The 12776-nt window shown below is 67.4% G+C and carries 14 protein-coding genes and 1 pseudogene; 11 read left to right on the forward strand and 4 right to left on the reverse strand.

Going from position 1 to position 12776, the window contains the following annotated elements; all coding sequences use genetic code 11:
- Window positions 1–19: 19 nt before the first annotated feature.
- Genes mftC through mftA form a run of 3 tightly spaced genes read right to left on the reverse strand, consistent with a single transcriptional unit; the run spans window position 20 to window position 1648 of the window.
- Entirely contained in the window at window positions 20–1243 is a 1224-nt protein-coding gene (mftC, locus tag ABZY89_RS03830; protein ID WP_355224782.1) for a mycofactocin radical SAM maturase, read from the reverse strand.
- A 10-nt stretch (window positions 1244–1253) separates the two neighbouring features.
- Window positions 1254–1523, reverse strand: a complete 270-nt coding sequence (mftB, locus tag ABZY89_RS03835; RefSeq protein WP_355224784.1) for a mycofactocin biosynthesis chaperone MftB — start codon at window positions 1521–1523, stop codon at window positions 1254–1256.
- Between the two features lie 26 nt (window positions 1524–1549).
- Window positions 1550–1648, reverse strand: coding sequence for a mycofactocin precursor MftA (gene mftA / locus ABZY89_RS03840; RefSeq protein ID WP_355224786.1), 99 nt, complete (start codon window positions 1646–1648; stop codon window positions 1550–1552).
- Between the two features lie 130 nt (window positions 1649–1778).
- On the opposite strand from mftA, the gene mftR reads away from it, so the two are divergent.
- The 7 genes from mftR to ABZY89_RS03875 all read left to right on the forward strand — a co-directional run bounded on the left by mftR (window position 1779) and on the right by ABZY89_RS03875 (window position 8388).
- The gene (gene mftR, locus ABZY89_RS03845) at window positions 1779–2390 is read left to right on the forward strand and encodes a mycofactocin system transcriptional regulator (protein WP_355224788.1); all 612 of its coding nucleotides are present in this window, start codon (window positions 1779–1781) and stop codon (window positions 2388–2390) included.
- 462 nt (window positions 2391–2852) lie between these two features.
- Window positions 2853–2993 (forward strand): hypothetical protein, encoded by a 141-nt coding sequence (locus ABZY89_RS03850; protein WP_355224789.1) that lies wholly within the window; start codon window positions 2853–2855, stop codon window positions 2991–2993.
- A gap of 184 nt (window positions 2994–3177) precedes the next feature.
- Window positions 3178–3483, forward strand: coding sequence for a DUF6112 family protein (locus tag ABZY89_RS03855; RefSeq protein WP_355224791.1), 306 nt, complete (start codon window positions 3178–3180; stop codon window positions 3481–3483).
- A gap of 3 nt (window positions 3484–3486) precedes the next feature.
- A complete protein-coding gene (locus ABZY89_RS03860) occupies window positions 3487–4803 on the forward strand; it encodes a conjugal transfer protein TrbL (RefSeq protein WP_355224793.1) in 1317 nt (438 codons plus the stop codon).
- Window positions 4800–6257, forward strand: a complete 1458-nt coding sequence (locus tag ABZY89_RS03865; protein WP_355224794.1) for an SCO6880 family protein — start codon at window positions 4800–4802, stop codon at window positions 6255–6257. Before ABZY89_RS03860 ends, ABZY89_RS03865 begins: the two co-directional genes overlap by 4 nt.
- 239 nt (window positions 6258–6496) lie before the next feature.
- Window positions 6497–6907, forward strand: a complete 411-nt coding sequence (locus ABZY89_RS03870; RefSeq protein WP_355224796.1) for a hypothetical protein — start codon at window positions 6497–6499, stop codon at window positions 6905–6907.
- 404 nt (window positions 6908–7311) lie between these two features.
- The gene (locus ABZY89_RS03875) at window positions 7312–8388 is read left to right on the forward strand and encodes an ATP-binding protein (RefSeq protein WP_355224797.1); all 1077 of its coding nucleotides are present in this window, start codon (window positions 7312–7314) and stop codon (window positions 8386–8388) included.
- Between the two features lie 79 nt (window positions 8389–8467).
- On the opposite strand, the gene ABZY89_RS03880 is transcribed toward ABZY89_RS03875, so the two are convergent.
- The gene (locus tag ABZY89_RS03880; protein WP_355224799.1) at window positions 8468–9085 is read right to left on the reverse strand and encodes a hypothetical protein; all 618 of its coding nucleotides are present in this window, start codon (window positions 9083–9085) and stop codon (window positions 8468–8470) included.
- Between the two features lie 267 nt (window positions 9086–9352).
- On the opposite strand from ABZY89_RS03880, the pseudogene ABZY89_RS03885 reads away from it, so the two are divergent.
- The 4 genes and pseudogenes from ABZY89_RS03885 to ABZY89_RS03900 form a co-directional block, all read left to right on the forward strand.
- Window positions 9353–9604 (forward strand): annotated as a pseudogene (locus ABZY89_RS03885) (ArdC family protein); the annotation flags it as partial.
- Window positions 9605–9628: 24 nt separating this feature from the next.
- Window positions 9629–10372 carry a hypothetical protein gene (locus ABZY89_RS03890; RefSeq protein ID WP_355224997.1) on the forward strand — a complete coding sequence of 248 codons (744 nt, stop codon included), beginning with the start codon at window positions 9629–9631 and terminating at the stop codon, window positions 10370–10372.
- A gap of 86 nt (window positions 10373–10458) precedes the next feature.
- Window positions 10459–10863 carry a hypothetical protein gene (locus tag ABZY89_RS03895; protein WP_355224801.1) on the forward strand — a complete coding sequence of 135 codons (405 nt, stop codon included), beginning with the start codon at window positions 10459–10461 and terminating at the stop codon, window positions 10861–10863.
- Complete coding sequence (locus tag ABZY89_RS03900; protein WP_355224802.1) at window positions 10860–12635, forward strand: TraM recognition domain-containing protein; 1776 nt, start codon at window positions 10860–10862, stop codon at window positions 12633–12635. Before ABZY89_RS03895 ends, ABZY89_RS03900 begins: the two co-directional genes overlap by 4 nt.
- Window positions 12636–12776: the final 141 nt, after the last annotated feature.

A 12776-nucleotide genomic window follows, 5' to 3' on the forward strand; every position in this document is an offset into this window, starting at 1 on the left:
CTCGCTTCTGTTCTCAGGGTCAGTTGGGTGCGAAGCCGGCCAGCGGCGACTCGGCGCACGCACTCACCGGCGCGCTCACGGGTGGGGCAAGGTCGGAGTCCGGACGCCGTCGGGAGAGCGTCAGCAGCACCGGCGCGTTGCGGCTTGGGGCGCTGCGGGAGTGGTCCTGACCGACCGCGGGAATGGTCCGGGCACCGGCCAGCGCGGACTCGCCGTAGCCCTGGACACACTCCGGATCCGGCCCGTCCAACGGCAGTCCGGTGAAGAACTTCGCGGCCATGCAACCGCCACGGCAGGAGTCGTAGTGGGCACAACCCGAGCAGGCGCCACCGGTCTGCGGCTCCCGCAGCTCCTGGAAGAGCGCCGAGGTCTTCCACACCGTGTCGAAGCCCCCGTCGGCGAGCAGGTTGCCCGCCAGGAACTGGTCATGGATCGCGAACGGACAGGCATAGACATCCCCGACGGGGTCGATCAGACACACCACCCGGCCGGCGCCACACAGGTTCAGACCAGGCAACGCACCGCTGCCGTCCTCCGGCCCGAACGCGGCCAGGTGGAAGAAGGAGTCCCCGGTCAGCACATTGTCGCCGTTGGCGACAAGCCACTCGTACAGCTCCCGCTGCTGCTCGGGCAGCGGATGGAGCTCGTCCCACACATCCGCCCCGCGGCCCGAGGGACGCAGCCGGGTCAGCCGCAGCGTCGCCCCGAACCGGTCCGCGATCGCCTTGAACTCGTCGAGCTGCCCGATGTTCTCCCGGGTGCAGACCACGCTCAGCTTGGCGTCGCGGAACCCGGCCTCGTGCAGGTTGCGCAGCGCGGTGATCGCGGTGTCGTACGACCCCGTCCCCCGCACCCGGTCGTTGACCTCGGCCGTTGCCCCGTCCAGCGAGATCTGTACGTCCACATAGTCGCTCGCGGCCAGCCACCGCGCCCGTTCCGGGGTGAGCCGGACGCCGTTGGTCGAGAACTTCACCCCGACGTCGTGGGCGACGGCGTATTCGACCAGGTGCCAGAAGTCGGGACGTACGGTCGGCTCGCCACCGCCGATGTTCACGTAGAAGACCTGCATCCGCTGCAGCTCGTCGATCACCGCCTCGCACTGCTCGGTGCTCAGCTCCCGCGGGTCGCGCCGGCCGCTGCTCGACAGGCAGTGCGCGCACTCCAGGTTGCACGCATACGTCAGCTCCCAGGTCAGGCAGATCGGCGCATCCAGGCCGAGCTCGAAGTGCTCCACCAGCTTCATCACAGGCTCCTCACGTCACGGGACGGATCATGTCGGTCCGGGCCAGGCCGGAGAGCGCAGCGACGTACGCAGCGTGCTGGCCCTCCGGCACTCCCGATGCCACGAGCGCACCGTGCACGTCCGGGTGCGACCCCAGGGCGCGTACGACCGCCACCAGCTCGGGGCGCTTGAGGAAGGTCAGCTTCCGGTTCCCGAAGTGGTAGGCCAGCGCCCCGAAGGGCTCAGGCCGCAGCGCGACCGACGGCGACAGCACCCATGCGCTGTCCAGGCTCACGGCCATGCTCGGATCACTCAGCATGACGACGCTCAGTAGACGCCGCACATGCCGTCGATCGAGACCTCTTCGATCAACGACTCCTCGGTCAGGGCCTCGTCCACGATCTGGGTGTTCTCGTCAGGGTTCATGACAGCTCTCCTTCATCTCGGGTGACGCACAACACATTAATGACACTGGAGGTCAAAAAGATAGAGGTTGTCTCGAACCGGGAACTCTTTTGCCTTCAGCACGCCAGAGACGGCTGATAGATTCCGACGAATGCCGACCAGCCCCGCCCCCGCGACGCGGCGCAGCTCGATCCGCGGACGCCCCGCCGCGACCACGCACGCGGAGATCGAGCAGGCCGCCTTCCAGCTGTTCATGTCCAGGGGCTTCGAAGCCACGACTCTCGACGACATCGGGGAGGCGATCGGAGTCGGCAGGCGCACCATCACGCGCTACTACCCCTCCAAGAACGACATCCCCTGGGGACAGTTCGACCGCACCCTCGACGGCTTCCGCGAGATCCTGCGCTCCATGCCCGCCGACCTCCCGCTCCACGTTGCGGTCCACCGGGGCGTACTCGCGTTCAACGACTTCCCCGCCGACGCCAGCCCCAGCCACCGGGACCGGATGCGCCTGATCCTGACCACCCCGGCCCTCCAGGCCCACTCGGTGCTCCGCTACACCAGCTGGCGCCAAGTCATCGCCGATTACGTCGCCGAACGCACCAACACACAGCCTGATGACCTCCTCCCCCAGACCATCGGCCAAGTCGCCCTCGCCCTCGCCCTCGCCGCCTACCAGGCATGGCTAGCCGACGAGGACGCCTCACTCCCCCACCTGCTCGACGCCACAATGGCGCACCTGCGCTCGTACCTCTCGAGCTGAAGCCGGCCGCTACAGCGCCGCGGCGCCGGAGACGCCCTGGGCGATCCTTCGCGTCGACCTCGGCCACCAGCTCCGCGCCACCGATCAGGTGCGGCGCACGACCGCCTGCGACGAGGGTGTCGTAGAGATCCTGCATCGACTCCTAACCGGCACAGATCGCGACGATGTCCGCCTCGACGGTGTGCGAGACCACCTCGACCACGACATGCGGGCCACGGTCGTCGGCGCTCGTCGGAGGCACCCGACACCAGCAGTCCCATCTCCTCGCGTCAACTCTCGAACAGGACCCCCCGGCGACTGACCACTACCAGCCGTCGATACCGCCGGGCCCGCGATGTCCGCCGCCCTGCGGGCTGGATCCCCACGCGCAACAGAAGGGCAGCCAGTGCTGGTTCGGCGCAACTTCGCCTGGGTGATCGTTGGTCTCGTGGAGAGTACGGCGAAACGACCATCGAGGTGACTGTGACGAACTCTGCGGCGAAGGCGATGAACTACAACTTCGAGATGAGCGCAAAGTCGTCCAACGGTTCGAAGACAGTCGGCCAGGCGTACGCCAACCCCCAGGAGACCGAGCCCGGAGAATCTCTCAAGATCGACGCGTAAGGGTCCTACGACCTCCCGGAGGGCGTCAAGATCGAGGTCGCCAAGGTCGACCAATACGCCAACTAGCGCTGGTTGACATACACAATGCACGGCAGACAGGCCGGGTCATCCAGACTGGGGCCGCCTTCGTCGGGTGGGCGAGCACACCTCATGTAGGTCAGCGACGCCTACAAGAGGACTCACTATGGGCCGCCCAGATTCACCTACGTCAGTCACCGCCGGTGTGAACGTCACGCCCAACACCAACGGCCTTCCCGGCATCGCTCAGCTCCGCGAGATCGTCGGAGCGATGATGACCGTTGCTCTGATCCTCTCGGTCCTGGCTTTGCTCATCGCCGCGATCGTCTGGGCGCTGGGTGCGAACTCGAGCAACCCTCACCTCGCCGGCCGAGGCAAGGTCGGCGTCTTGGTTGCCCTGGGAGCCGCGATCGTCACCGGCGCCAGCGTGACCCTGATCAACTTCTTCTGGAATGTCGGACAGTCGGTGTGAGCGATGAGTGTGTGCGACGTACCCGGGATCAACGAGGTCTGCAATACCGCCGGCGAGCAGGCCGTGAACGTGGCGACCCTGCCGTTCCAATGGCTCGCCGACGCCCTAGCCGCCACCGCGAAGACGCTGATCGAGACGACCTGGACGGTCATAGACGACACCACCATGGTCGACCTGACCACCGGCCACTTCACCCGCATCTACAACATCGTCTTCGGCATCGCGATCGTGGTGATGCTGGGCTTCTTCCTGCTCCAGATCATGACCGGCCTGATCCGCCGCGAACCCGCAGCCCTCACCCGAGCGATCCTCGGCCTGGCCAAGTCGGTCATCGGCTCCTTCCTCGCGCTCGGTCTCCTCGCTACCGCGCTCGAGATCACCGACCAGCTCGCCCGCGGCATCGTCCACGCAGCGGGCACCAATATGGATCGGATGGGCGAGGAGATGGCTGTCCTCGCCGCCTCGGTCGGGGCGATCAGCACGAAGAACCCCAGCGTCGGGATCATCCTCACCATCATCATGGCCGGCCTCTTCATCGGCGCCACGTTCCTCGTTTGGCTCAGCCTGCTGGCCCGCAAAGCCCTGCTTCTGGTCGCGGTCGTACTCGCCCCGTTCGCCCTGGCTGGCGCCTCCTGGGACCACACCCGCACCTGGGTATCTCGCTGGGCATCGTTCGTGATCGCCCTAATCCTGTCCAAGCTCGTCGTTGTGGTGATCTTCCTGCTCGCCACCAGCCAGGTCTCCGCCCCCATCGACGCCGACCTGACCAGCCTCTCGGAGCCACTCTCCGGCGTCGTACTCCTCCTCATCGCCGGCTTCGCGCCCTACCTGACCTACAAGGCCATCAACTTCATGGGCTTCGACATGTACCACGCCATGTCCGCCGAACAAGAGACCAAACACGCCCTCAACCGCCCACTCCCCCTCCCCATCCGCCAACCCATCCTGCAACCGCAGAAGGTCCTCGGCGGCGGAAGTGAACAAGGAAACACGCCGCAGCCCAACCCCTCCCCATCCGCGCCGACCGGCGGCGTCGCGACCACAGCAGGTTCGCAAGGAGGAACGGCCGCGGCGAGCTCCGCGATGCCGGTGGCAGCCGGGGCAGCGGCCGGCGTCCACGTCGCGAAGGAAGGCGCCACCGCCGGCCCGAAGGCCGGTACGTACGTCGGCGCCGCAGCCCAGAACGAGAGCGATGCCGCCGAGGGCACTGCACCCCAGAGCCGCGAATTTCCGCCGGCATCCGACGTACCGCCCCCGCAGGCACCGCTGCCCCGCGTCGTTGATCCGACGCCAACCACGAAGCCCGGGACCAAACCATGAGCATCCACCCGAGGCCGTACGAGCTCGCTCCAGTCAAGTTCTCCCGACTCTCCAAGCGCGGCATCATCCTTGGCCTCTCCCTGAGCCAGCTCGTCGTACTCGGCATCGGCGCCCTCGCCCTCCTCGTTGCCCTCTACACTGCCAGCGGCGCCGGGCTCGTGATCGCGACGCCAGTCCTGGTGACGTGTGCGGTCCTAGCCTGGGGCAGCGTCGGCGGGCGCCGAGTCGTGGCCTGGCTCCCGATCACCACCATCTGGGCCTGGCGCACAGCCACCGGCCAACGCGAGTTCCGACGCCGCATCACCCGCCCGCGCCCCGCCGGCACCCTCGCCCTCCCCGGCGACGCAGCGTCGCTACGCCAGTGGCACGACGACGAGACCGGCGCAGTCATGATCCACGACCCCCATGCAGCCACACTGACCGCCACCATCGGCGTGACCCACCCAGCGTTCACCCTTCTCGACCCAGCCGAGCAACAACGCCGCGTCACCGGCTGGGGCCGCGTACTCGCCACCACCTGCCGCTCCGGCCGCATCGCCTCCCTCCAAGTCCTCGAACGCACCCTCCCCGATTCAGGCCGCGGCCTCGCCGACTGGTGGAAAAGCCACGGCACCCACGACGACACCTGGGCCTCCAAGACCTACGCCGAACTCATCGACCAAGCAGGTCCCGCCGGCGAACGCCACGCCACCACGATCTCAATCGCCCTCGACATGAAGGCCGCTGGCCGAGCCATCAGAGCCGCGGGCAAGGGCATCCGAGGCGCGGCAGCCGTTCTCCGCCAGGAGATGACGACACTCACCGCAGCCTTACGCGCCGCCGACCTCAGTCCGGGCGACTGGCTCTCCCCCGGTGAGCTGGCCCTGATCCTCCGCACCGCCTACGATCCCGGCGTCGCCACCGCACTCGAACGCCAAGGAACCCTCGGCCGCGACCTCGCCACCGCCGGACCCAACGCCATCAACGAATCCTGGGGCTCACTGCGCTCCGACTCCGCCCACCACGCCGTCCTCTGGATCAGCGAATGGCCCAGATCTCAGGTCTACCCCGGCTTCCTCGCTCCGCTCGTGCACACCACCGGCGTACACCGCGCGATCTCGCTTCACTACAAGCCGATACGTGCGGATCTCGCCGTCCGCGACCTGCGCCGCAAGAAGACCGAGTACATCTCCGACGCCGCTCAACGCCAACGGATCGGCCAGATCGAAGACGCCCAACAGACCGCCGAATACGCCGACGTCCTCCAACAAGAAGCCGACCTCACCGCCGGCCACGGCCTCCTCCGCCTGACCGGGCTCCTCGCACTCTCGGCCGCCGACGCCGACGAACTCGAACGCGTCGTCGCCGCCGTCGAGCAAGCAGCCGTACAGGCATCGTGTGAGACACGACGGCTCTGGGGACAGCAGGCCCACGCTCTCGCTGCTGCGGCTCTTCCGCTGTGCAGTCGGCTCTGACCGATCCCGGACGAAGGCGGCCCGAGCGAGCGATGCGACCGGCGGGGGTTCCGTCGCAGCACTCACCCGAGCCACGACCTTGGTACCACGCTGGAACGACTTGGGGCGACCGCATGACGAGTCAACTACGTCACACCGACTCGGCCCTTTGCCGTGAGCGACGCGAACCCAACTCCCCGGCCTGCGGACGGCGACGCGCACCTTCGTGGCGTCCATCCCAACGTCCACGGAGAAGCACTATGCCGATCAGCGACTCAAGCACCCACGCAGCCCAAGCACGCGAAAGCCTGCGCCACCTTGCCCACAGCGGCCGGAGGATCGAAGACCCCGGCGAGCGCTACGACCTGCTCGGCGACATCTCGCTCGCACTCAACTCCATGGCACAGTCCCTTCACCAGATCGCACGAGTCCACGACAGCCTCGAGCACGGCCGCGCCCGTGTCGCCGAGAGCGCTCGTAGCGGAAGGGCAACCTCATACGCGGTCTCGTGGGAAGTCCACCGATCCGCCGAGATCCTGACCCAGGCCGCAAGCAGCGTCGATCGGGCATGTCAGAACGAGGCACGAATCTCGTACGCACCACCGGATCCGACCCTCAACCAACCGATCAGCGGCAGTCGCGCCATCGCGGGCACCGGCATCCAGCGATGACCGACCGCCTCCAATCAGCCACTCTGGTCTCCCCAGGACGGGCATCGCGCCGCGACCGCAAGCGACGCCGCGAACTAGCTAAGCGGCTCGTTTCTGAGGACAGGACTCAGTTGCGGGCGCAGAGGCGAGCCGAATCCGAAGCCCTCGCAACAGAGCGCCGCGCGACGCGACCGCTACCTCGATCCGGCGAGCCGGGCCCCCAGGCTCTCCGGACTCCCGGCAGGCTCCGACTCCCCCGCCACCAGGACACCTCCGCAACCCTCGCCGGGGCGTACCCCTTCCTCGCCGAAGGCGGGCTCGGCGCCGACGGCGTCTTCGTCGGCACCGACCTCTACTCCGGCTCCGCGTTCGTCTACGACCCCTGGGTCCTCTACGCCCGCGGCCTGATCACCGCCCCCAACCTCGTGCTCGCCGGCATCGTCGGTGCTGGCAAGTCCGCCCTCGCCAAGAGCCTGTACGCCCGCTCGATCCCCTTCGGACGACGCGTGTACGTCCCGGGCGACCCCAAGGGCGAACACACACCAGTCGCGAAAGCCGTCGGCGGCCAAGCCATCGCACTCGGCCATGGCCTGTCCAATCGACTCAATCCACTCGACGAGGGCCACCGGCCACGTGGCGTCGACGACGCCCAATGGGCTAGTCAGGTGACTGCCCGCCGCCGCGACCTGATCGGTGCGCTGACTGAGACGATGCTAAGTCGACCTCTCACCCCACTGGAGCACACTGCCATCGACATCGCCCTGACCGCTGCCTCACGCGCAACTGACGTTCCGGTCCTGCCGCTTGTCGTCGACCGACTCCTCTCCCCCGACCCCAGAGACGATCCCGACGGACGACTAACCGAAGACGGTCGTCTCGCCGGTCACGGTCTGCGGCGCCTGGTCGCCGGCGATCTCGCCGGCCTCTTCGACGGTCCATCGACCGTACGCTTCGACCCATCCCTGCCGATGGTCTCCCTCGACCTCTCCCAGGTCACCGAGAACTCCACTCTGATCTCCGTCCTGATGACCTGTGCCTCCGCCTGGATGGAGTCCGCCCTCCTCGATCCCGACGGCGGCCAACGCTGGGTGATCTACGACGAAGCCTGGCGCCTGATGCAACACCCAGCACTCCTCCGCCGGATGGACGCCCACTGGCGCCTCGCCCGGCACTACGGGATCGCCAACATGCTGATCTTTCACAAGCTCACCGACCTCGACAACGTCGGCGACCACGGCTCCGCCGCCCGCGCGCTGGCATCCTCGCTCCTCGCCAATGCCGAAACGCGCGTTGTCTACAGACAAGAGACGGATCAACTCGGTCCCACGGCGTCGGCCCTCGGCCTCACCGGCACCGAGCAATCACTGCTCCCAACGCTCGGGACCGGTCAAGGTCTCTGGCGGATCAAAGACCGATCCTTTCTCGTTCAGGCGCAACTACATCCAGCCGAACTTTCGCTCTATGACACATCCCGCAGAGCATCTGGAACGACCGGCTCCTAGCCGAGACCCGTGGAACTCGCTGCGAGGACGCGCCGGGCGAGGCCGTCACGCCAAGACGAGAGCTGGCCGGTCACGCGGGCTACGCAGACCCGGTCTCGGTCTCGCCAGGAAACGCCGGTTCAGCGTCTGCGTCGTCCGGGTCATACCCTCTGGAGAGGCCGGAACGGGCTTTGTTGATGTCGCCAGATGCATCAGCCCACCGAAGCTGGTAGTTGTCGGTGTTCACGGTGCAGTACCAATCGGTGATGCAGTCGTTCCACTCCTGCGCCGTGGACGCGTACACAGCCAGTGCTCCAGAGGCCAGGTTGTAGATGTTCTGGCAGCCATCGGCAAGGTCGTACGACTGGACTGTTCCGCGCACGACGGCGGCATCGCCTGCCGCCTCTCGAAGTTCAGCGTTCGTCAGGCCGACGTCGAGCTGGCTGTCTATCGCATAGACAGCGTCGACGAAGTCGCCGATCTCCTTCTGGCACGCCCTCCATGCATCCTGGTTGGCCTTGACCTTGGCGGCGGCCGCAGCATCCTGTCTATAGTCGATGATCGCCTCGACACCGCGCCAGATGCCGACACCTGCTGCGCCGATCACGAGGACGCAGATCACCACGACGGCGACGACCAGCCTGCGTCGGCGCTTCCTGTACACGGGAGGTGGCACAGAGGGCGGCGGCATCGAAGGGCCCGGAGGATAGGCAGTCATAGCGGCGATACTCGCGACCGTCGAATCGCATCTCTGGCGATCCGAACACCGGATACCCGGGATCGGGGACACGTCGCCGCGCCCTCGATCGACTCTAGGCGCACGCCGTCCGCGCTGCACAACCGAAGGCAGCCCACGGCGATCGTCCGCGCGTCGACCAGGGTGCACCTCATCAACATGGCATGGGACCAGGACCGAACACGGTGCACGCGCGAGACAGACAGCAAGGCGCAAGCGCGAGCGAAGCGTCAGGCGCAGCTCGAGGTCATGCACGAGCGAATGGTCGGCGAGGTCAAGCAGTTGGTCACGGGCGACGACTGGCGCCGAGCGCTCGAGTTCGCAACGAAGTTCCGGAGCAGGAGCTTCCACAATGTTTTGCTGATCCATCGTGCTCATGAAGACAACTACGCTCAGGGTTTGGTACCCGGCCCGACCCCGACGTACGTCGCTGGTTTCCGCCAATGGCAGAGCCTCGGGCGATCTGTGATGAAGGGGCAGCCGGGCACTCAGATCATGGCCCCAGTCAAGGTCAGAGTTGCGTCGATGACACCCGCGGATCCCGACTCGTGGCGGAGGCTCGCGAACAGCGAGCGCGCCAAGCCTGGAGAGGCTACGAGATACAAGATGGCCGGGCTCCGGCCGGCGTACGTTTGGGACATCTCTCAGACCGAGGGCGATCCGATTCCGGAGCCGCCTGCGCCAAAACTTCTCGAGGGTGCAGCTCCCGAGGGGTTGTGGGAGGCACTGGCCGAGCACATCACCGAGCGTGGGTTCGATCTGCGGCTGGTGTCGAATGCGAAGGCGATCGGCGGGACGAACGGGATCACCGACTTCATGACTCGTTCGGTCTCGGTCCGCGTGGACATGGACGACGCCGCCATGGTCCGCACGCTCGCACACGAGGCCGGCCATGTCGTGCTGCACAGCCCGGTCGACATGCAGGAGGATGCTGCCCGGCACCGTGGCATCAAGGAGATCGAGGCCGAGAGCGTCGCAATGATGGTCACCAGGGCCCACGGGATGGACAGCAGCAAGTACACCGTCCCGTACGTATCGACCTGGGCCTCGCAGGTGCCAGGCACCGACCCGGTCCAAGTCGTCCAGGACACCGCCGCCCGCGTCCGTCTCGCAGCGATCAGCATCCTGAACCATCTCGACACCGAAAAGATCCCCGACGGAACGCCGCCCGGGTTGGACCGCAACGATCCTGCTCGCTCGGCGTCTGCTGGCGTCGACCAAGGTCACCCGCCGCCAAGGACCAGCTCGGTCGAGGGCCCGGGTCTGTGATGCGTGGCCGCACCAGGACCAGGGGCCCCATCGCTCTCCCGACCGTCCGGATCCATGTCAACGCGGATGGGGCGCCTACGGTCACTGTGGACAAGGAGCCCTACACCCTCTCGCCCAGTTTCGGCCGAGACCAGGTGCGAGGGCTCCTCCAAGATCTCGCGGACGAGCTCGGACCGATCCGCGTCGAGATCACCGAATCCGACGGCGAGAAATACATCGACATCCAAACACCCAGCGATCCCGACCCCACGCCCCGCCAGGCGGCGCGCACGCGCCCGGAGACACCTCGGATCCGCGGCCGCTTTGATTCCGAAGAAGGCGTCATGGTCGCCGTCGTCGTAGCGCGACGCACCGCACAGACCGACGGCACCGTGACCGTGCGGTTGCCTCCCGCGTTCCTCCAGCGATACGGCGACGACGTCGTTCTCATCGGACAGACCACGAAGACGTCGGCCACCCTGACCGAAGGCGGCGAGGGCGTGGCGCCATGAACCTCAGTCCGCGCCAGATCGACGACGAGCTGGTCAACCTCGGCCTCATCCTTCTGGCTGGCGGTGTCATCATCCTCGGGGTGCTCAGACTTGCCGGGTCGATCGCAACATGGATGACCGGGACTGCCAGGCCACGACGCGGACTCAACGGCGCCGCCGACGTGATCACCACCCCCGCTGATCCGGGTGCCGCCCTGGGCGCTCACGGACTGTCGCCCATCGTCTACTGGCTCGTGGTCGCTGCGCTCTTCACCCTCGCTGGGGCAGTCTGCTGGTCGGGCTGGCGCGTACTCGGCAGGATGCGAGAGGCATCGAGACGAGACATACATCGGATAGACGGCGTCGCGACCCGCCGCGATGTCATCCTTGTCGCGTCCGAGTCGACCCTCCTCGGGCGAGCCGACAGCCTCCGCCCCGGCTTGCCCAAGCCGGCCGCGCGAGACGTGGGATACCTCCTCGGCAACGCCCACGGACGCGGCGTATGGAGCTCGGTCGAAGACTCCATGCTGGTGCTCGGTCCACCGCGCTCCGGCAAAGGCCTGCACCTGGTGGTCAACGCGATCCTTGACGCTCCAGGGGCGGTGGTCACCACTTCCACTCGCCCGGACAACATCGCCATCACCCTCGAGGCAAGACGCGAGCGCGGACCCGTCGCTATCTTCGACCCCCAACACCTCGCCGAAGGACTCCCCCACGGCCTGCGCTGGTCACCGGTACGCGGCTGCGAAGACCCCCTCACCGCGATGATCCGCGCCACAGGCCTCGCCTCCGCCACCGGGCTCTCCGCTGGCGGTGTCGAGAGCGGCGGCTTCTGGGAAGGCAAGACCCGCAGTGCACTCCAAGCACTCCTCCACGCCGCCGCCCTCGACCGACGTACGCCCGCCGAGCTCCTCTCCTGGACCCTCGCGCCGGCCGCCGCGGCCGACGCCGTCGCGATCCTCGCCGGCCGGCCCGACGCCGCCACAGGGTGGGCCGAGTCGCTGGACTCGATGATCGAGGCCGACCCACGTACCCGAGACTCGATCTGGATGGGCGTCTCCCTCGCTTTGTCCGCGCTCGCCGACCCACGCGTACTCCACGCCGTCAGCCCCACTGAGGATGAGGCCTTCGACCCCACCGCATTCCTCGAGCACAACGGAACGCTCTACCTGCTCGCCACCGGAGCAGGCGCTGGCGCCTCCTGGCCACTGGTCGCCGCGCTGGTCGAAGACCTCGTCGAGACCGCACGCCACGTAGCCGCCCGCTCCTCCGGTGCCCGGCTCGACCCACCCCTGCTCCTGGCGCTCGACGAGATCGGCAACCTGGCCCCGCTCCCTTCACTCCCGACTCTGATGGCCGAAGGCGGTGGAACAGGCATCACCACCATGCCGGTGCTCCAGTCCCTCTCTCAGGCACGCGACAAGTGGGGCGACCATGCCGCCAACGCCATCTGGGACGCCGCCATCGTCAAGGTCATCCTCGGCGGCACCGCCGCCGCCCGCGACCTCCAAGACCTCTCCACCCTCATCGGCGAACGAGACGAGCACACCGACACCATCACCATCGGCGACCACGGCACCCGCGGTCTCCAACGCTCCACCCGCCGCGTACCCATCCTCCCGCCCGACACGATCCGCACCCTCGCCTTCGGCACCGGCCTCGTCCTGCTTCGGTCCACGCCACCGATCGTCACCGACCTGCGTCGCTGGACAGCCCGCCCCGACAGCAAGGAGCTGGCCCGGCTCCGCACCACGACGGAGAAGCAGCTGGGACATCACCCGATGCCACAGTGACTACGCAGCCCTCGAACGGGGCTGCTTCCACCTCCCAGCCGGCGGCTTCTCAGCATCAACGGGCCTCAGCGTCAGCATGGGCCCGTGTCGATCTGATCCCCACCCCCGCGACGAGGACGGCTTCGCGCACCTGTCTTCCGA

Source organism: Nocardioides sp. NPDC006303, assembly GCF_040613175.1.
Classification (GTDB): domain Bacteria; phylum Actinomycetota; class Actinomycetes; order Propionibacteriales; family Nocardioidaceae; genus Nocardioides.

Coding starts and splice junctions, on each gene's coding strand:
- ABZY89_RS03880 (WP_355224799.1), bottom strand. CDS start 9,085: ATGACTGCCTATCCTCCGGGCCCTTCGATGCCGCCGCCCTCTGTGCCA.
- ABZY89_RS03860 (WP_355224793.1), top strand. CDS start 3,487: ATGAGTGTGTGCGACGTACCCGGGATCAACGAGGTCTGCAATACCGCC.
- mftC (WP_355224782.1), bottom strand. CDS start 1,243: ATGAAGCTGGTGGAGCACTTCGAGCTCGGCCTGGATGCGCCGATCTGC.
- ABZY89_RS03900 (WP_355224802.1), top strand. CDS start 10,860: ATGAACCTCAGTCCGCGCCAGATCGACGACGAGCTGGTCAACCTCGGC.
- ABZY89_RS03890 (WP_355224997.1), top strand. CDS start 9,629: ATGACACCCGCGGATCCCGACTCGTGGCGGAGGCTCGCGAACAGCGAG.
- ABZY89_RS03865 (WP_355224794.1), top strand. CDS start 4,800: ATGAGCATCCACCCGAGGCCGTACGAGCTCGCTCCAGTCAAGTTCTCC.
- mftA (WP_355224786.1), bottom strand. CDS start 1,648: ATGAACCCTGACGAGAACACCCAGATCGTGGACGAGGCCCTGACCGAG.
- ABZY89_RS03855 (WP_355224791.1), top strand. CDS start 3,178: ATGGGCCGCCCAGATTCACCTACGTCAGTCACCGCCGGTGTGAACGTC.
- mftB (WP_355224784.1), bottom strand. CDS start 1,523: ATGGCCGTGAGCCTGGACAGCGCATGGGTGCTGTCGCCGTCGGTCGCG.
- ABZY89_RS03870 (WP_355224796.1), top strand. CDS start 6,497: ATGCCGATCAGCGACTCAAGCACCCACGCAGCCCAAGCACGCGAAAGC.
- mftR (WP_355224788.1), top strand. CDS start 1,779: ATGCCGACCAGCCCCGCCCCCGCGACGCGGCGCAGCTCGATCCGCGGA.